This window comes from Thermosynechococcus sp. GLH187 (genome assembly GCF_031583395.1).
GTDB lineage: Bacteria > Cyanobacteriota > Cyanobacteriia > Thermosynechococcales > Thermosynechococcaceae > Thermosynechococcus.
In genome coordinates this window covers 1,530,017-1,547,519 of record NZ_CP134175.1, presented here as the reverse complement: position 1 = coordinate 1,547,519, position 17,503 = coordinate 1,530,017, and the positions used below count along the sequence as shown (strand labels likewise).

At 56.3% G+C, this 17,503-nt stretch carries 17 protein-coding genes; 6 read left to right on the top strand and 11 right to left on the bottom strand.

Annotated features, from left to right (window positions below):
* Position 1 precedes the first annotated feature (1 nt).
* The 5 genes from RHI63_RS07545 to RHI63_RS07525 form a co-directional block, all read right to left on the bottom strand.
* On the bottom strand, positions 2-2,242 hold the full coding sequence (locus RHI63_RS07545; protein WP_310821411.1) for a heavy metal translocating P-type ATPase: 2,241 nt from the start codon (positions 2,240-2,242) through the stop codon (positions 2-4).
* Positions 2,239-2,433: a heavy-metal-associated domain-containing protein gene (locus tag RHI63_RS07540; RefSeq protein ID WP_149820636.1), complete on the bottom strand. Its 195-nt coding sequence runs from the start codon at positions 2,431-2,433 to the stop codon at positions 2,239-2,241. Before RHI63_RS07540 ends, RHI63_RS07545 begins: the two co-directional genes overlap by 4 nt.
* A gap of 78 nt (positions 2,434-2,511) precedes the next feature.
* Positions 2,512-3,840 (bottom strand): cytochrome c biogenesis protein, encoded by a 1,329-nt coding sequence (locus RHI63_RS07535; protein ID WP_310821408.1) that lies wholly within the window; start codon positions 3,838-3,840, stop codon positions 2,512-2,514.
* Positions 3,841-3,853: 13 nt separating this feature from the next.
* Positions 3,854-4,870 carry an oxygen-dependent coproporphyrinogen oxidase gene (gene hemF / locus RHI63_RS07530; protein WP_310821407.1) on the bottom strand — a complete coding sequence of 339 codons (1,017 nt, stop codon included), beginning with the start codon at positions 4,868-4,870 and terminating at the stop codon, positions 3,854-3,856.
* A gap of 63 nt (positions 4,871-4,933) precedes the next feature.
* A complete protein-coding gene (locus RHI63_RS07525) occupies positions 4,934-5,575 on the bottom strand; it encodes a cofactor assembly of complex C subunit B (RefSeq protein WP_206199629.1) in 642 nt (213 codons plus the stop codon).
* An 87-nt stretch (positions 5,576-5,662) separates the two neighbouring features.
* Here RHI63_RS07525 and RHI63_RS07520 point away from each other — a divergent pair, with 87 nt between their 5' ends.
* Positions 5,663-6,178, top strand: a complete 516-nt coding sequence (locus tag RHI63_RS07520; protein ID WP_225901523.1) for a L,D-transpeptidase — start codon at positions 5,663-5,665, stop codon at positions 6,176-6,178.
* Here RHI63_RS07520 and RHI63_RS07515 read toward each other — a convergent pair.
* Positions 6,175-7,539: a CPBP family intramembrane glutamic endopeptidase gene (locus tag RHI63_RS07515; protein WP_206199628.1), complete on the bottom strand. Its 1,365-nt coding sequence runs from the start codon at positions 7,537-7,539 to the stop codon at positions 6,175-6,177. The genes RHI63_RS07520 and RHI63_RS07515 overlap by 4 nt on opposite strands.
* A 125-nt stretch (positions 7,540-7,664) precedes the next feature.
* Between RHI63_RS07515 and pheS the strand changes: the two genes are divergently transcribed.
* The 3 genes from pheS to acnB all read left to right on the top strand — a co-directional run bounded on the left by pheS (position 7,665) and on the right by acnB (position 12,044).
* Positions 7,665-8,675: a phenylalanine--tRNA ligase subunit alpha gene (gene pheS / locus RHI63_RS07510; protein WP_206199627.1), complete on the top strand. Its 1,011-nt coding sequence runs from the start codon at positions 7,665-7,667 to the stop codon at positions 8,673-8,675.
* Between the two features lie 12 nt (positions 8,676-8,687).
* Entirely contained in the window at positions 8,688-9,323 is a 636-nt protein-coding gene (locus tag RHI63_RS07505; RefSeq protein ID WP_190278069.1) for a ParA family protein, read from the top strand.
* A gap of 114 nt (positions 9,324-9,437) precedes the next feature.
* Positions 9,438-12,044: a bifunctional aconitate hydratase 2/2-methylisocitrate dehydratase gene (acnB, locus tag RHI63_RS07500; RefSeq protein ID WP_310821404.1), complete on the top strand. Its 2,607-nt coding sequence runs from the start codon at positions 9,438-9,440 to the stop codon at positions 12,042-12,044.
* A gap of 8 nt (positions 12,045-12,052) precedes the next feature.
* Here the strand turns inward: acnB and RHI63_RS07495 are convergent, their stop codons facing one another.
* From RHI63_RS07495 to RHI63_RS07485, 3 genes are read right to left on the bottom strand one after another with little or no spacing between them, the layout of a single operon-like run.
* Positions 12,053-12,430, bottom strand: a complete 378-nt coding sequence (locus tag RHI63_RS07495) for a CrcB family protein (RefSeq protein WP_206199625.1) — start codon at positions 12,428-12,430, stop codon at positions 12,053-12,055.
* Complete coding sequence (gene crcB / locus RHI63_RS07490) at positions 12,417-12,839, bottom strand: fluoride efflux transporter CrcB (protein WP_206199624.1); 423 nt, start codon at positions 12,837-12,839, stop codon at positions 12,417-12,419. Before crcB ends, RHI63_RS07495 begins: the two co-directional genes overlap by 14 nt.
* A gap of 5 nt (positions 12,840-12,844) precedes the next feature.
* Positions 12,845-14,458 carry a cation:proton antiporter gene (locus RHI63_RS07485; RefSeq protein ID WP_310821403.1) on the bottom strand — a complete coding sequence of 538 codons (1,614 nt, stop codon included), beginning with the start codon at positions 14,456-14,458 and terminating at the stop codon, positions 12,845-12,847.
* A 138-nt stretch (positions 14,459-14,596) separates the two neighbouring features.
* On the opposite strand from RHI63_RS07485, the gene RHI63_RS07480 reads away from it, so the two are divergent.
* Together RHI63_RS07480 and RHI63_RS07475 are read left to right on the top strand one after the other, a co-directional pair.
* The gene (locus tag RHI63_RS07480; protein WP_190278070.1) at positions 14,597-15,388 is read left to right on the top strand and encodes a proteasome-type protease; all 792 of its coding nucleotides are present in this window, start codon (positions 14,597-14,599) and stop codon (positions 15,386-15,388) included.
* A gap of 12 nt (positions 15,389-15,400) precedes the next feature.
* On the top strand, positions 15,401-15,808 hold the full coding sequence (locus RHI63_RS07475) for a ferredoxin (RefSeq protein ID WP_149820658.1): 408 nt from the start codon (positions 15,401-15,403) through the stop codon (positions 15,806-15,808).
* On the opposite strand, the gene RHI63_RS07470 is transcribed toward RHI63_RS07475, so the two are convergent.
* Together RHI63_RS07470 and RHI63_RS07465 are read right to left on the bottom strand one after the other, a co-directional pair.
* Positions 15,690-16,271, bottom strand: coding sequence for a helix-turn-helix domain-containing protein (locus RHI63_RS07470; RefSeq protein WP_206199623.1), 582 nt, complete (start codon positions 16,269-16,271; stop codon positions 15,690-15,692). The two genes, RHI63_RS07475 and RHI63_RS07470, sit on opposite strands and share 119 nt — an antisense overlap.
* Positions 16,268-17,440, bottom strand: a complete 1,173-nt coding sequence (locus tag RHI63_RS07465) for an ABC transporter ATP-binding protein (RefSeq protein ID WP_206199622.1) — start codon at positions 17,438-17,440, stop codon at positions 16,268-16,270. Before RHI63_RS07465 ends, RHI63_RS07470 begins: the two co-directional genes overlap by 4 nt.
* Positions 17,441-17,503: the final 63 nt, after the last annotated feature.

The following is a 17,503-nucleotide window of genomic DNA, read 5'->3' as shown; positions in this document are numbered from 1 at the left end:
GTTAGAATGCCGACGATCGTCGAAAAGAGCGCAGGCGCAGGGCATTCATCACCACGGAGAAGGAACTAAAGGCCATTGCTGCACCGGCCACCATGGGATTGAGGAGCCAGCCGCTCAGGGGGTAAAGGATACCAGCGGCAATGGGAATGCCGGCCACATTATAGATGAAGGCGAAAAAGAGATTCTGGCGAATATTTTGGATGGTGGCGCGGCTGAGTTGTAGGGCGATGACAATGCCCTGAAGATGACCGGCAATGAGGGTGATGTCACTGCTGGCGATCGCTACATCGGTACCCGTGCCCAGAGCAATGCCCACATCGGCTTGAGCGAGGGCCGGGGCATCATTAATGCCATCCCCCACCATGGCCACGCACTTCCCTTGCCGTTGCAGTTCAGCAATGATCGCTGCCTTTTGATCGGGGCGGACACTGGCAACGTAATGCTCAATTCCCACTTGCTGGGCAATGGCCGCAGCGGTTACGGCCTGATCGCCGGTCAGCAGAATCACCTCTAATCCCATGCGCTTGAGGGCAGCCACTACCGCTGGGGCTTCGGGTTTCAGCGTGTCGGCAAGGGCGATCAGCCCCCTGACTTGGGCATCCACCGCTATCCAGATGACCGTTTTCCCCTGCTGTGCAAGGGTTTGAGCTTGAGGCTGCCAAGGGGCGGTGGCAATGCCGTGGCCTGCTAGAAAGGCTGGGGTACCAATGAGCACCCATTGATCCTCAACCATGCCCTGTACCCCTTGACCAATGGTGGCCCCAAAATCGCGAACCGGTTGGGGCGATACCCCCTGGGCTTGGGCATACTCGACCACGGCGGCAGCCAAGGGATGTTCCGAGTGCCATTCCACACTGGCGGCCAGGCGCAAAAGGGTTGTGGCCTCCGCCTGAGAATAAAAATCGGTGACGCTGGGATGGCCTTGGGTGAGGGTGCCTGTTTTATCGAAAACCACGGTTTGCACTCGATGGGCCAGCTGGAGACTGCGGGCATCTTTAATCAAAATGCCATACTCCGCTGCTTTGCCGCTGGCCACCATGATTGAGGTGGGGGTGGCCAAGCCAAGGGCACAGGGACAGGCAATGATCAAAACGCCAATGGTGGTCAACAGGGCTAGGGTGGGATTGCGGCCAATGGTCAGCCACAGCAGCCCCGTCAGGAGAGCGATCGCCAACACTGCCGGCACAAACCAAGCCGTGATGCGATCCGCTAGTTTTTGAATGGGGGCTTTTGAGGCTTGGGCCTGCTGCACCAGTCGAATCATTTGTGCCAAAAAGGTTTGCGACCCCACCCGCGTGGCTCGGATCTGCAGACTTCCGGTTTGATTGAGGGTGGCGCCAATGACTTCATCCCCCTCGCGCTTTTCCACTGGTAAGCTTTCCCCCGTTACCATGGATTCATCGACGGTTGAGGCCCCAGCCACAATCTCACCATCGACGGGAATCTTTTCGCCCGGACGCACCAGCAATCGATCCCCCACTTGCACTTCAATCAGGGGCACCTCCACCGCTTCTCCGTTACGAATTACCCGTGCCGTTTTCGGTTGCAGGGCGAGGAGTTTGCGAATAGCGGCAGCAGTTTCCCGTTTGGCGCGACTTTCGAGAAAGCGTCCCAAGAGAATCAGGGTAATGACGACGGCTGAGACTTCGTAATAGACCTCTGGCATGTGGGCATGGAAGGCTTGGGGAAAGAGCGTCACAAAGAGCGAGTAGAAAAAGGCGACACTGGTGCCCAGAGCCACTAGGGTGTCCATCGTTGCTGTGCGATAGCGCAGTGCTCGCCAGGCTCCCTCATAAAAGGATTCACCACTCCAAAACTGAATCGGCGCTGTCAGCAACAGTTGCAGCCAAGGATGGTGCAGCCATGGGGGGATCCAAGGGAGATGCCAGCCCGTCATCATGGGTAGATTCCCCACTAGCAGGAGTAGGGTGGCGCTACCGGCAAAGAGGAGTCGGCGTTTGAGACGGCGCAGCTCAGCCCGATAGGTCAATTCTGCGGTGGCGGTGTCAGTTACCAAGCCTTCTTCAGGCAGTCGCTCTGCGTGATAGCCGGCTTTAGCGATCGCCCCCTGTAGATCTGACCAGGTCACTTGCTGGGGATCGTAGGTGACCGTGGCCTGAGCGGCGGCAAAATAAATTTCACAGTCCCTGACGCCCGGTAGCGATCGCAGGGCAGTTTCAATGACATTGGCGCAAGCGGCGCACTGCATCCCCTGCACCTGGAAGGTGAGCTGGGTGATCATTGGGGTGTATAACCGGCTTGACGAATGGCACTGCGGATGTCTGCCGCTGGGGCTTGGGTGTCAATTTCTAGCTCTTTGGTTGCGAGATCGGCGCTTACAGTGGCACGGGTGTCAACCGCTTGAATCGCTTGGATAATGGCATCACGACAGGCGCCACAGGCCATGTCGGGCACGCGCAGCTTGAGAACCATGGTGAGATTCCCCTAGAGCACTCCCTATTGAGAATCTTCAAGTCTCCAGTCAACTAGAGAGTCAAGGGGGAGTGCCGGCTAATTTTGTTCAACGGCTAGGGGCTGGTCTTGGCGGTTTAAGGCATTGGCGATCGCCACCAATTCCTGCTCAAAGGCCAACTGCGCCCGATTGGTGCGGCCACCTACATAGAGGAGATCGTTTTCCTGCAGCCCCCACACCTGCGAGTGGGACACATAGCTCATGATCACGCCGGCCATCAACAGGGCAAAGCCCGCATAAAACAGGGGAATCCCCGGATCGGCTTTCATTTGTAGCCCTGTACTGCCCACCAGTTCAACCAATGTCAGCCTGACCCCATTGATTTCTGTACTCATGCCGGTGCGCAAGCTAGTGAGAAACTCGCCCTTGGGACTATAGATCAACACAGTCCCCTGTAAATCCCGTGCAATCAGGGAAATCCCCTCCGAGAGATCCGGTTTCGTGGGCAGCCATGTGCCCCAAAGACGACCTTTGCCTTCTGTGTCTAGCTGGGCCATGGGCAGTTGCAGCACGGGACTGTTGTTAAGGCGAAAGCGAATGGCGGCAATACTCCAGTCCGCCTGATAGAGGGTGACTCCGCCATACTTCAGGGGCTGGTTGACATGGATTGTGCCCCGCTTCACCTCTTGGCCTTGCGCATCCAGTATCGAGAGGTCTGAGTAGAACTGATCAATCTCCCCCGCATCAGTGTAATCAATCCAAAAGCGATTTACCCTGACCGACCAGTGTTGGGGGATGCGCGCCAGTGGCCCCGCCTGCACAATGTGCTGAAGATGAAAGGTTTCACCACTGGGAATGAGTTCTTGCGCCATAAAGCCCGTCAGCGCCCCCAAAATCCCCCCCAGCAAAATCAGAATCATACTGGCATGAACCACAATCGGGCCCATGCGACCAACAATGCCTTTGCGGGCATAGAGTTGATTATCGGTTTGCCAGACGCGGTAGCCCTTTGCACCTAGGGCAGTGGCTAAGTCCTTGAGGGAGCCTTGGGGAATCGTGGTGCTCAGGGCCAGCTTGGTGAATTGACGCGGTTGGGAGTAGTACTGCCAGCGTTGGGCGGTGGTGAGGGCAGGCACCTGCCGAGTGAAGGTACAGGCCGTTAAACTGGCGCCAAAGAGCACCAACAGAGTGAGATACCAAGGGGTGCGATAGACATGATCTAGCCCTAGGGCCAGCAGCACCCGCCAACTGAGAAAACCAAACAGGGCAGGGTCTTCGGGATAATTGGCCTGATAGAAGCTGAGGGATTGCCCCTGCTCAATCACGGTGCCGGCAATACTGGCGATCGCAATCACCAGCAACAGGAGAATTGCTAGGCGCAGATCTCCAAGGAGAGCAAGAACACGGCGCAACACAGGGGCGTCCATCTTTAGAGTTACTTTAGAGTGGCCAATTCACCCAGTCTTGGGGCTTGAGAAAGGTGGTGTACAGTTCCGCTTCGCGGCTGTTGGGTTCCGGGGTATAGCCATATTCCCAGCGGACAAGGGGGGGTAAGGACATCAAAATAGACTCGGTGCGGCCATTGGTTTGCAGGCCGAAGATGGTGCCGCGGTCATAGACGAGGTTGAATTCCACATAGCGCCCGCGCCGATAGAGCTGAAATTGCCGCTCGCGATCGCCATACTCGAGGTGACGCCGCCGTTCCACAATCGGTAGGTAGGCTTCTAGAAAGGCTTGGCCACAGCTTTGAATAAAGGCAAACAGGTCTTCCCACGAACGATTGCCGATGGAACCAACCTTTTGACTGTAGCGAGCAGCTTCGCCATGGGGATCAGGGCCGCGGTAAAGCTCGCGATCGCTGCCATCTTGGTAGTCAAAGAAAATGCCGCCCACGCCACGGGTCTCGCCACGATGCTTGAGGTAGAAGTATTCATCACACCAGCGTTTGAACACAGGGTAGTACTCGCTGTGGTGGCGATCGCAGGCAGCCTTATGCACCTGATGGAAGTGTTTCGCATCCTCAGCAAAGGGGTAGTAGGGGGTCAAATCTGCGCCACCGCCAAACCACCACACAGGACCTGCTTCAAAGTAGCGGTAGTTCAAATGCACCGTTGGCACATAGGGATTGCGGGGATGGAGCACCATGGAGGTACCCGTGGCATAGAAGCCATGCCCCGCTGCCTCTGGCCGCTGCGCCAAGATTGAGGGCGGCAATTGCTCCCCCCACACCTCTGAGAAATTAACGCCCCCCTGCTCTAAGAGCTGACCATTTTTCATCACCCGCGAGCGACCACCGCCCCCTTCGGGACGTTGCCAACTGTCCTCTTGAAACTGGGCACCGCCATCGGCTGCCTCTAGAGCCTGACAAATCTGATCCTGGAGGTCTTTCAAAAAAGTCGCTGCCCGTTGACGCGAGTCGCTGGGCACAGCAGGGGTAGCAGAAGTGGCAACAGTCATAGTAAATATCGAAATCCTAATAAACGGTCTTCAGTGTCAAAAAAAAGTCGCTTCAAAGCGTGTCTAGGCTTTATTGTACTGTTCTGCCAGCACCTGGGCGAGCTTGGCGGCAAGGGCAGCTACCCACTGTTCATCCTGTTTGGTATAGCGGCGGGGGGCATTAGTGCCGAGAATCATCACCGTTTGCGCATCCACCGGTTGGCAGATCACCCCTTGGGTATTGGGGGGCAAATAGTCAAATTCAATGCGTCCGGGGTAAAGGGCTAAATTCACTAAATAGATGGGGCGTTGGGTTTGCAGGGCGCGCTGCACAATGGCACCCGTGGCCGTCATTGGTTTGGGCCCCAGAATACCGCGCCGCAGGAGGGGGCGATCGGCGCGCCAAATGACAATGGACTTTGTCGGCGTATTCTTCAGCAAGGTATAGGACAGCCACGCCAGCTCTGTTTTCAGGGCAGCATCCAGATCATCGGCAAGTTCAAATCCCTCTTCCCCTTCAAGGATCACCGCTTCCGCAGGACGGGGCTGCACCCGCTGCCAAATCAGCGTCGTCAAAATCAAGACCGCCGCAAGGATCACCCCCACGACATCGGCACGGGCTTGGGAAGGGGTCAGCAGGGGGGTCAAGAGGCGATTGATGAGGAGAAGTGTGCCCCCCAAAACCCCCGTTGCAAGGGGTAAATAGCGGAGAACTTGGTCATTCATCTAGAATTTTGAAAAATTTTTCAGTAGCAACGTAACTATCTATTATTCCCCAATGCCAATCTCACAGTGGTAGGAGTGAATTGCGGAATGAAAGCACAAGGCTTCCTAAAAGCTGGCCAGCGAGCGATCGCGGTTATTGGATGGGTGAGTTTGAGTCTTTGGGGTCGTCTCCCCTTTGCCCTTGCTACTGCTCCTCCACCGGCGGTCACCGCTCCCCTACGTCTAGAAATCAGCCTATCACGGCGCCAATTGACCCTCTATCAAGGACAAACTCCCCTGCGCCGGTATCCCGTGGCCGTAGGTCGTCCGGGGTGGGAAACCCCCACAGGTCAATTTCAAGTGCGGGAGATGATTCGCGATCCCGCTTGGAAAAATCCCTTTACCGGGGCAGTGATTGCTGGTGGACATCCCCGCAACCCCTTGGGGCGGCGTTGGATTGGCTTTTGGAGTGATGGCACCAATTGGGTTGGGTTGCACGGTACCCCCCATCCGGATTCCATTGGTCATGCGGTTTCCCACGGTTGCGTGCGGATGTACAACCGCGACATTGAGGAGCTTTTTGAGAAAGTCAAGCCGGGTGTGCCTGTGATTGTGGTGCGCTAGAAAGGGGCAACAAGGGCAGCGCCAAAAAAGACGACGGCGATCGCATCCACCAGACCATGCAGGAGAACGCCCGCCCAGAGGCGCTGGGTACAGGCAAAGGTGAGGCAGTAAAAGAGGGAGGCCAAGGTTGCCATGACGATATACACCGCTCGGTAGGCCATGAGGGGCAGTTGAATATCGGCATTCGGCTCATTGCCTACATGGAGAATACCAAAAAGCAGCGAACAAATGAGAATGGCACCCCAAGCAATGACCACCGGCCGCTGGCGATCGCCCCCATAGTGCTGCCACAGATCCCGCACGAAAATCATCAAACCACTGCGAAAGAGCACCTCCTCAAAAATGCCCACCCGCATTGCAAAGAGGCTGACATAGACAAACACCGCCAAAGGCGAAGGCGTCAAGTTAAATTTCGCCAAGGGCAAAAAGCCCAATAGACTCCCCAAGGGCACCATGGTTACCAAAGCCGCCAAGAACATTGCCGCCAATAAACGAGCATCGCACCAGCGGGGTTCAAAACTATAGCCAAAGTGCGATCGCCCCAGCCCCCTGCCAAAAATGATCACCAAAATAAACAGTTGCAGTGCCACAAAAGGGCCAAAGCGAAAGTAGGGGGTCGAGAACCAGTAGAGGCTAAAAAGCGAGACCGCAATTAGGGGAATGTCGTGCAGTCCCAATCCCGTGGGGGTCGCCCGTGGCGGGTGTCGCCGCTGCCAATCGCCCCAAGCACATAGGAGCAAATAGATAGGGGTAATGATGAATCCTTCTGTGTACGCTTTGGGGAAGGCTGGCGAAATCAACCCACTGTGGCTGAGCAACAAATAAAGTGCTGCTCCACTGATCCAAGCCCACAACACTGGTGTCGGTGTGGTTTGCTGCCGCAAGAGGACAGGGACGCGCACCATGGCCCAGACGCCTCCGAGAAAGATCAGCAAGTTCAGCCACGGCTGATCAGCAAAGATTAAATTGGTGAGAACCCGCTGCCAAGGAAAGCGGCCTGCTTGGGGGAGAATCAAGCCAATGGCAATGTACAGTGCCAAACTGAGGAGTAACCGCCCCGGCCAGCGTTGGGTCATCTTATTAAAATCCCGCTGGCCACTTGCCCACCATAGCACTGGAAAACCACCAATGATGACGACGGCGGCGGCCTCCACCACACTTTCGAGCCACGGCCAAGGGGTTGCAGACAAATCGTGCAGGTAAAGGAGTTGTGCCCAAAACCACAGCCCACAGGCAGCGATCGCCATCTGTTGCTCGCGGTTCGCAGAAAACCGCGGTGAACGGAGAAAGGCTTGGGGTGCGCTGGCTAGCCACTGACTGACCGTCTGTTTAGGCTGGCTGGTGAGGTTGGGAATCGGCATTCGAGAACCATCGCGATCGCAACTGCGGGCATAGCGTTATAATCAAGGCTTATTCCCAACAGGTGGGAATGCTTTATCTTGACCGAAATTGTTGCCATTTGTGCACCCCGCAACTGCATTTTGCCATGACGACCCCCACCCTTGATCGTGATCGGCTCAGCCAACAACTCAAAGATTTAGAAGCCAAAGCCCTACAGGCGATCGCTGCAGCCCGCACCCTCGATACCCTAGAGCAACTGCGCGTTGCCTACTTGGGCAAAAAAGGCGAACTCTCACAAATTCTCGCCCTTATGGGCAAACTGCCCCCTAGCGATCGCCCCACCATTGGTGCCCTCGCCAACACCCTCAAGGAAAAACTGCTCCAAGAACTAGAAGCCCGCCGCGAAACCCTGCAAGCCGAAAAAATTGCTGCGCAACTGGCGGCTGAAAGCCTTGATGTCACCCTGCCGGGCGTCTATCGTCCCCAAGGGCACATTCATCCCCTCAATAGCACCATTGACCGCATCCTCGATATTTTTGTGGGTCTCGGCTATACCGTTGCCAATGGCCCCGAAATGGAAACTGACTACTACAACTTTGAGGCGCTGAATACACCTGCAGATCACCCGGCTCGCGACATGCAGGACACCTTCTACCTGCCCGATGGCAATCTGCTGCGCACCCACACCTCCTCGGTGCAGATTCGCTACATGGAACTCAATGATCCGCCCATTCGCATTGTTGCTCCCGGCCGTTGTTATCGGCGGGATACGGAGGATGCCACCCACGCGGCTGTGTTCCATCAGATTGAGATTTTGGCAGTGGATGAGGGGCTGACCTTTACCGACCTCAAGGGTACCGTCACGACGTTTCTGGCGGCACTCTTTGGTGATGTTCCCATTCGTTTCCGAGCCAGCTATTTCCCCTTTACCGAACCCTCGGCGGAGGTGGATGTGCAGTGGCAGGGACGCTGGTTAGAGGTGATGGGCTGTGGCATGGTGGATCCTGCTGTGCTCAAAAATGTCGGCTACGATCCAGAGGTCTACACGGGCTTTGCCGCCGGATTCGGTGTGGAGCGGTTTGCCATGGTGCTGCATCAAATTGATGATATTCGCCGCTTTTACACCAGTGATTTGCGCTTTCTGCGGCAGTTTTAGGAGGATAGGGCCTTGGCTGAACCCCGTCTGCTGGCGGTCCTCAATGGCAAGGGAGGCGTTGGTAAAACCACAACGGCAATCAACCTAGCAGCCACCTATGCCGAGCAGTACAGGGTGTTGTTGGTGGATACGGATCCCCAAGCCTCAGCCACGTGGTGGTTTCAGCGCAGTGGCCAATCCATGGGCTTCGATCTCGCCCAGGAGCTTAACCCCAAACTCCTCAGCAGGGTACGCCAGCTTTCTGGCTATGACCTGATTGTTGTCGATACGCCGCCGGCCTTAGCCTCCAGTGCCCTAGCAGCGGTGGTACCGATCGCTGACTATCTGGTGCTGCCCACCCCCCCCGCCCCCATTGACCTTGCCGCCCTCATTGAAACAGTGAAGCAAGTGGTGCAACCGTCTAACGTTCCCCACCGCGTCCTGCTCACCCGCGTTGATCCCCGCTGTGTCAATGAAGCCCTCGAAGCCCAAAATACGCTCTTGCAGTTGGGGGTAGCAGCCTGTCACTCCTTTATCCGCGCCTACAAAGCCCACGAACGGGCGGCTCTCGACGGCGTACCCATTACCCAATGGAAGGGCAAGCAGGCGAAGGAAGCTCAAGCGGATTACCGCCGCGTTGCTGAAGAGTTACAGCGGGACTGGCGATAGGGGCAAGGGTAGCAAAGGCAACCAAACCCCCAAAGGGGAATCTGTACTCTAAAATCTAGATCCGCACTTAAATGATTTTGTTCTCCCTTGTATCCGAATTGAGGTCAACAGCGCGTGGACACAACCGTACTCAGCCAATACCGTCAGCAAACCCAAGAACGTGCTGCCTTGGGCATTCCCCCCTTGCCCCTGACGGCGGCAGAAACCTCGGCGGTTTGTGATCTACTGCAACACCCCCCAGCGGGCGAAGAAGACTACCTACTGCACCTGATTCGCGATCGCGTGCCCCCCGGTGTCGATGAAGCGGCCTACATTAAAGCCGGCTTTTTGACGGCGATCGCCAAAGGAGAACTCACCAGTCCCCTCATCACTCCCGTTGCAGCGGTGGAACTCCTAGGGACAATGCTGGGGGGCTACAACGTTCAATCCCTCATTGAGCTGCTGCGCCATGAAAACCCAGAACTTGCCCGTGCGGCGGCCACTGCCCTCAGCCATACCCTCTTGGTCTATGACGCCTTTCACGATGTCCAAGACCTGATGCACCAAGGCAACCCCTACGCCCGTCAGGTGATGGAATCTTGGGCCAATGGGGATTGGTTTACCTGCCGTGATCCGCTGCCGGAGGCCATTACTGTCACCGTTTTTAAGGTCGCCGGTGAAACCAATACCGATGATCTTTCCCCTGCCCCCCATGCCACCACCCGCCCCGATATTCCGCTGCACGCTACGGTGATGCTGGAAAGCCGCTTGCCGGGGGCACTGCAAATCATTGCCGAACTGAAGCAAAAGGGCTACCCCCTTGCCTATGTGGGGGATGTGGTTGGCACCGGTTCCTCCCGCAAGTCCGCCACCAACTCTGTGATTTGGCACATTGGTCGCGACATTCCCTACGTTCCCAATAAGCGCACAGGGGGCGTCTGTCTTGGTGGCAAAATTGCGCCCATTTTCTTCAACACCATGGAGGACTCCGGCGCCCTGCCCATTGAGTGCGATGTTACCCGCATGAATATGGGGGATGTGATCACGATCTACCCCTACCGCGGCGAAATCACCAATGCAGCGGGGGAGGTCATCAGTACCTTTACCCTCAAACCCGAGACCCTCTTGGATGAAGTGCGAGCGGGGGGGCGCATTCCCCTTCTCATTGGGCGTACCCTCACCGACAAAGCACGGGCTGCCCTTGGCCGAGAACCCAGTCCCCTCTTTACTCGTCCCAAGCCCCCCGTTGAGAGCAGTAAGGGCTATACCTTGGCGCAAAAGATTGTCGGTAAAGCCTGTGGTCTCCCCGGCGTCCGCCCCGGCACCTACTGTGAACCGGTCATGACAACGGTTGGCTCCCAGGATACGACAGGCCCAATGACCCGCGATGAACTCAAGGAGCTGGCCTGCCTTGGCTTTGGTGCGGATTTGGTCTTGCAAAGTTTCTGCCATACGGCGGCTTATCCCAAGCCCGTTGACATCAAAACCCACAAAGAACTGCCGGACTTTATGACCTCGCGAGGGGGCGTCTCGCTACGACCGGGAGATGGCATTATTCACTCTTGGCTCAACCGCATGCTGCTGCCGGATACCGTGGGCACGGGGGGCGATTCCCATACCCGTTTTCCCTTGGGCATTTCGTTCCCAGCAGGTTCTGGCTTGGTCGCCTTTGCAGCGGCCTTGGGGGTGATGCCTTTGGATATGCCGGAGTCGGTGCTCGTGCGCTTCAAAGGTGCGTTGCAACCGGGGGTGACGCTGCGGGACATTGTCAATGCCATTCCCTATGTGGCCATTCAGCAGGGTAAGCTCACCGTTGCCAAGGAGAATAAAAAGAATGTTTTCTCCGGACGGATCATGGAAATGGAGGGGCTGCCGCACTTGCAACTGGAGCAGGCCTTTGAACTCACCGATGCCACAGCGGAGCGATCGGCCGCAGGGTGCACGATTAAACTGAGTGAAGAAACGGTGGCAACCTACCTGCGATCGAATGTAGCCCTCCTGAAAAATATGGTGGCCCGTGGCTACGGCGATGCGCGTACGATTCTACGGCGGGTGAAAAAGATGGAGGCATGGCTGGCCAATCCCAGTCTCCTCTCGGCGGATGCGGATGCCGAGTATGCCGATGTGATTGAGGTGGATCTAGATCAAATCAAGGAACCCCTTGTGGCTGCCCCCAATGACCCCGACAATATCAAAACCCTCTCCGAATGTGCCGGCGATCCAGTGCAGGAGGTCTTTATTGGCTCCTGTATGACCAATATTGGCCACTACCGTGCCGCTGCCAAGGTACTGGAAGGAGAGGGGGCGGTGAAGGTGCGCCTCTGGATTGCACCCCCCACCCGTATGGATGAGCAGCAGTTGCGCGAAGAGGGCTACTACGGTATTTTTGCTGCTGCTGGGGCACGCATGGAGATGCCGGGCTGCTCCCTGTGCATGGGCAACCAAGCCCGCGTTGCTGATCACACCACGGTTTTCTCCACCTCCACACGGAACTTTAATAACCGCATGGGCAAAGGGGCACGGGTCTATCTGGGATCCGCAGAGCTAGCAGCAGTTTGTGCCCTACTGGGGCGCATTCCCACCCGCGAGGAGTACCTAGAGATTGTGACGCGGAAAATTGATCCCTTTGCAGCGGATCTCTATCGCTACCTCTACTTTGACCAAATTCCCGACTACGAAAACCAAGGCCGCCTCATTTCCAAGGAGGAGGAAGCGAAGCTACTGGCCAGTATTGGCGGCTAGCCGTTGATCTACATCCAATGGGAGAGGCCAATGCCGGCTTCCACACAGAGAAACCCGAGGATAGGCGTACTCAGCCAGTACAGCCACGCAATGCGGGGGTAGCCTTCACGGCGCAGGTTCGATACCTCGAGGGTAAACGTAGAAAAGGTGGTCAAAGACCCCAAAAAACCGACAGTGATGCCATGGCTGAGCCACAGCGGTGCCCCCCAACGGGCTAAAACAGGGCTCAAAAAGCCCATAAGAAAGGCACCCATGAGATTCATGCTCAGGGTACCGAAGACAAGGGTGCCAAAGCGGCGATCGCTCCACAGACCCACATAATATCTGGCCAAGGCACCGGGCACCGCTCCAATGGCAATGGCCAATACACTCTCAGGTGCGATCATCCCACTTCTCCCAATGGGCTAGACTCCGCAGCGTTAGGCGGCTGCCCAACTCCAGTGCTAATAATCCCAGCCCTGTACTGCCGAGCCAGTAAAAACCCTCGACTGCCGCATCTGTGATTCCCAAGAGCTTGTCGTTATCCAACTCGTAGGATGAAAAGGTTGTGTAGGAACCAATAAACCCCGTTGTCAATAGCAAGCGCAAATCGGGATGCAGGACAAAGGTGCGGGCAAAGGCAAGGGGAGCAATCACCCCCAGCAGAAAGCAACCCGTGACATTGACGACGAGCGTAGCAAAGGGCACATTACCCGTAAGATAGGGTTCCAAATAGGCCTCTAGTAAAAAGCGGCTTAAGGCCCCCGGAATCGCACCCAAACTGACAGCTAAGGCCGGTCGCAATCGGGGATGCATAGGGATCACGAGCGGGGTTCCTCCACAATCAGCACGGGTCGGGTTGAGGTCTCAAGAATACTCTGGCACACAGATCCCATGAGCACGCGCTTCAGACCCCCTTGACCATGTTTGCCAAGGATAATTTCGGTCACGTTGTAGAGGGTTGCCGTATCCAAAATGGCTTGGGGAATTGGGCCAGCGGTCACAATGAAACGATAGCGAATGTCTGCGAGGTACTGCTTGACTTGGGCTTGGAGTGTGGCCACTGCCTTGGGATCAGGAACATCCTGCACATGGAGCACAATCACTTCCGCATCAGCACGCCGCGCTAATTCCGCCGTCTTTTGGAGAACGTAGGGGGTGACACTCGAAACATCCACCGGTGCTAAGAGCACAACCCGTGGTTGCAGCAGAACTTTGGTGGCATCCACCTCGCCCTTTTGCAGGAGCTTTGGTGCAAACGTGGGAATTGCCCATGCCCCCAAGGGAGCCGTAATCAGGATCGAGAGAACCGCGATCGCCAGCATCGTTTCACCCCCCGCCACCCCAGCGGATAAGGGTAAAGCACCGATCGCCGCTTGCACCGTTGCCTTTGCGGAATTCCCCGGCAGCAAAAAGAGGCGTTCGGAGAGTGTCCAATGACTGCCAAGGGTGGAAAGATACCAACCGATGCCCCGCCCAATCAAGGTACCCACCGCCAAAATCACCAAACCCACACCGAGGGAACTTTGCAACACCCCCAACTGGACACTGGCACCCAACAGCACGAAGAGAAAAATCTCTGCCACCTGCCACAGCACATCAAAGCCGCCCCGCAATTGCCGCGCTAGGGGGGCATCCATCTCAATCAAGAAGAAGCCGGCACTCATCACCGCAAGGTAGCCGGAAAACAACGGCAGGCGATCGGCCAAGCCCACCGCTCCCAAGGCCACTGCTGCTGCCACGAGGGTTGTTTGCACCCGATTTTGACTCCAGTTTTGCTTGACCAACAAAAAGACCAGCGCCCAGGCCAAGCCATAGCCCACGATCAAGCCACCACCAATTTCAAGGAGTGCCTGCACACTCACCCCCAAGGCGGGCGGCAAAGCCCCTAGGAATCCTCCCTCATGCTCAGACCCCATCAGCAGACTAAACAGCAGCAGTATGACTACATCGGAAATAGCACTGCCCGAGAGAATCGCATCACTAATCCCCTTGTCCACGCCCCAGCCCAAACTTTTTAGCCGTAGCATGCCCGGCACAATGACAGCCGGGGACTCCGGTGCCACGATCGCCCCCAACAATAGCCCTTGGCGCAAATCAAATCCCAGTAGCAGCATCGCCACCCCAGCCACAACGACCATTTCACACAGTGCGGGTAATACCCCGAGGCGTAGCGCCACCGTGCCCTGTTGTACCAACTTCTGACGATCCAAGCCCAGCCCCGCCTTCATCAAAATCACCATCACCGCAACAGCACGGAAGGTGGGGGCTGCCGTTAGGACATCGGTTTGCAACAGATTCAAGGCCGCAGGCCCGAGGACAATCCCCACGAGAATCATGCCGATCAAGGCCGGTGCCCCTAGTCGCCGTGCCAACTGACCCCCAAAGAATCCCAGCATGAGAATCAGGGCAAGGGTTTCTAGAATGGCTGACATCGCTGCAAACTTCGCTGTGACACCGAACCCTACCCTATCGGATGATCAGGTCAATTTCCAATGCCCAGCGTCCGTAGCGATCGCTGCAAATCCCTTATACACTCTATAGTGCTTGGTTATTGGCGGAGCATAGGCAAAATGACATATTGCTTGGGAATTCTCACCACGTCGGGTCTGGTGATGGCGGCAGACTCTCGCACCAATGCGGGGGTGGATTACATTTCCACCTATCAGAAACTCTTTGATTTTTCGGTGCCGGGGGAGCGGGTGATTGTCATTTGTACCGCTGGTAACCTTTCAATTACTCAGGAAGTGCTCACGCTCATTCGTCGTGATCTCAAGGGTCAGTTGGAGCACAGTCTCAACTCGCTGCCCAATATGTACGAGGTAGCCCGCTATGTCGGTGGTAAGCTGCGGGAGGTCACCGATAGTCATCGCCCTTGGTTGGCCAAAGATAACATTGACTACCAATGCACCTTTCTGGTGGGGGGGCAAATTCGTGGCGAGGAACCCTACCTCTACCTGATCTACAGTCAGGGCAACTTTCTGCAAGCGACCCCCGAAACTCCCTTTCTTCAAATTGGTGAAACAAAATATGGCAAGCCGATTTTAGACCGCACGTTGCGCTTCGATACGCCGGTAGATGCGGCGGCAAAGTATGCACTGCTCTCCCTTGATTCAACGATGAAATCCAATATCTCCGTCGGCCCTCCCCTTGACCTGATCATGTACCGCACCGATAGCTTTCAGATCTGTCACCGCGCCGAATTTGTCTTGGGTGATCCTTTTTTGTCGAAGGTGCGGCAGTTCTGGGAGGCCTCCCTGCGGCGAGCTTTTGAGGAAATGCCCGACATTGAATGGAATCGGCGTCAACCCTCCCCCACGTCCTCAATGGTGCTACCAACACCAGAAACCCTTGTTGCAGATTAGAAAAAGCCAACTATGACATCTCCTTCGTTAGCGCAGCAAGTAGCAGCTCTCGGCATTGATCACATTCAGCGGCATCTATTCCTATGTGCTGATCAAACCAAACCCCTGTGCTGTGACAAGGCAGTGGGTTTAGAAGCATGGGAGTATTTGAAAAAACGCCTCAAGGAATTGGGCTTGGATCAACCGCGCCCAGAGGGCTGTATTTTTCGCACAAAGGCCAATTGCCTACGGGTGTGTCAACAGGGCCCCATTTTAGTGGTCTATCCCGATGGCGTCTGGTATCACTCGGCAACGCCAGCAGTTATTGAGCGGGTGATTCAGGAGCATGTGCTGAGGGGGCAGATTGTCCAAGAGTATCTACTGGCGTCACCACCGCCCGAAAGAGCAGGCGATCGCCCCACCAATAGCCCGCATGGCTAATGCGCACAGGGGTGCCTTTCTCTAAGGGCACGCGATCGCTTTGGTGCTGGTGCGGATCAAAGGGAACACAGGCTCCAACCTCACCAATCAACCGAATCCCCCACTGCTCGAGGAGTTGAAACACCGGCTTCACAAGGGGCAAAATTCTCTGGGCGGGGGCAGTGGGGTTTTGGCTAGCGGCGTAGGCGGCAGTGGGCCAGAAACGCAGAAACGGCTCCAGAATCTGAAGGGCTTGGTGTTGCAGGGCAGCCTCAGGGGACGCTTCACCATAAAACCACTGCCAAAACTCCAAGGGCGTCACCCCCAGAACCTGGGCAAGGTGTTCGAGGGTCTCTAGGCGCAAGCGACGCAGCTCCCCTGACCAAATGGCATTGGCTTGGTGGCGGGTAAATCCTTTACGGCGCAGTTGACTCTTGCGGGTAATGCCGGCCATGGCGAGGCGGGCTTGCAGGCGTTGGCTCATGGTTCTAGTCGCTGCCCCGTTTGCTCATCAAAGAAGTGGAAATGCTGGGGATCAGGACGCAAATACAGGCGATCGCCCCGCTGAATCGGCTGTTGTCCTGGTAAGCGCACCCGCAACGTTTCTCCTGTCGCACAGAGGTGAACCGTCAAGCCCGTTTCATGGCCAAGGGCTTCCACGAGATCCACTTGAACGGGCAGGACATCGGTCTCTTCAGCGGTGGCCAGCGCGAAATGTTCTGGACGAATCCCTAACCATGCCTTCGCTGTCGAGGGGAAGGGCGGGTTCAAGGACAACTGCCAATGGTGGTACTGAATCTTCCCTTGGTTGAGGGTCACGGCTAAGAAATTCATTGGCGGTGAGCCAATAAACTCAGCGACAAAGCGATTGGCAGGGCGTTGATACAGGTCGAGGGGGCTGGCAATTTGTTGGATTTGACCTTGGTGCAGCACCACAATGCGATCGCCCATCGTCATTGCTTCCGTTTGATCATGGGTCACATAAATGGTTGTGATGCCCAATTGCTGCTGCAGTTGGACAATTTGAGCGCGGGTTTCGGTGCGCAGCTTGGCATCAAGGTTTGAAAGCGGTTCATCCATCAAAAACACTTGGGGATTGCGGGCCATGGCTCGTCCGAGGGCCACCCGCTGCTTCTGACCACCGGACAGTTGTTTGGGATAGCGATAGAGCAAGTGACCAATTTGCAACATCGCCGCAATCTGCATCACCCGCTGGTGAATCATGCGTTCGCGGGGAAAAGACAGTTGCATCCCCTTGGGGAGCGATCGCGTCCAGCGCGTCAAAGTTGCTTCAATGGGGGCGGGGAGGAGGCCATTCATCTGGGCGTTACGGCGCAAGCCAAAGGCCAAGTTGTCATAGACCGTCAAGTGGGGATAAAGAGCATAGCTTTGAAAAACCATGGCAATGTCCCGCGCTTTGGGCGGTAAACCATTGACCACGCGATCGCCCACCCAAATTGTGCCCGTGGTTGGTTCATCCAAACCCGCAATGAGCCGCAGCAGGGTACTTTTGCCACACCCCGAAGGCCCCACCAGCACCAAAAACTCGCCCGCACCGACCCTCAGATCAATCCCTTGCAGCACCGTGACATCATGCCCGCGCTGGGGGTCGCGATAGACCTTGGTCAGTTGTTCAAGGCGTACACCGGTCACGATCGCTATCCTAGAGGGGCTAATTGGCTAGAATCCCACACTGAGGCGAATCTGACAAGATGC

Coding starts and splice junctions, on each gene's coding strand:
- RHI63_RS07545 (WP_310821411.1), bottom strand. CDS start 2,242: ATGATCACCCAGCTCACCTTCCAGGTGCAGGGGATGCAGTGCGCCGCT.
- RHI63_RS07520 (WP_225901523.1), top strand. CDS start 5,663: ATGAAAGCACAAGGCTTCCTAAAAGCTGGCCAGCGAGCGATCGCGGTT.
- hemF (WP_310821407.1), bottom strand. CDS start 4,870: ATGACTGTTGCCACTTCTGCTACCCCTGCTGTGCCCAGCGACTCGCGT.
- RHI63_RS07515 (WP_206199628.1), bottom strand. CDS start 7,539: ATGCCGATTCCCAACCTCACCAGCCAGCCTAAACAGACGGTCAGTCAG.
- RHI63_RS07485 (WP_310821403.1), bottom strand. CDS start 14,458: ATGTCAGCCATTCTAGAAACCCTTGCCCTGATTCTCATGCTGGGATTC.
- crcB (WP_206199624.1), bottom strand. CDS start 12,839: ATGCATCCCCGATTGCGACCGGCCTTAGCTGTCAGTTTGGGTGCGATT.
- RHI63_RS07525 (WP_206199629.1), bottom strand. CDS start 5,575: ATGAATGACCAAGTTCTCCGCTATTTACCCCTTGCAACGGGGGTTTTG.
- pheS (WP_206199627.1), top strand. CDS start 7,665: ATGACGACCCCCACCCTTGATCGTGATCGGCTCAGCCAACAACTCAAA.
- RHI63_RS07540 (WP_149820636.1), bottom strand. CDS start 2,433: ATGGTTCTCAAGCTGCGCGTGCCCGACATGGCCTGTGGCGCCTGTCGT.
- RHI63_RS07480 (WP_190278070.1), top strand. CDS start 14,597: ATGACATATTGCTTGGGAATTCTCACCACGTCGGGTCTGGTGATGGCG.
- RHI63_RS07475 (WP_149820658.1), top strand. CDS start 15,401: ATGACATCTCCTTCGTTAGCGCAGCAAGTAGCAGCTCTCGGCATTGAT.
- RHI63_RS07535 (WP_310821408.1), bottom strand. CDS start 3,840: ATGGACGCCCCTGTGTTGCGCCGTGTTCTTGCTCTCCTTGGAGATCTG.
- RHI63_RS07495 (WP_206199625.1), bottom strand. CDS start 12,430: ATGATCGCACCTGAGAGTGTATTGGCCATTGCCATTGGAGCGGTGCCC.
- RHI63_RS07470 (WP_206199623.1), bottom strand. CDS start 16,271: ATGAGCCAACGCCTGCAAGCCCGCCTCGCCATGGCCGGCATTACCCGC.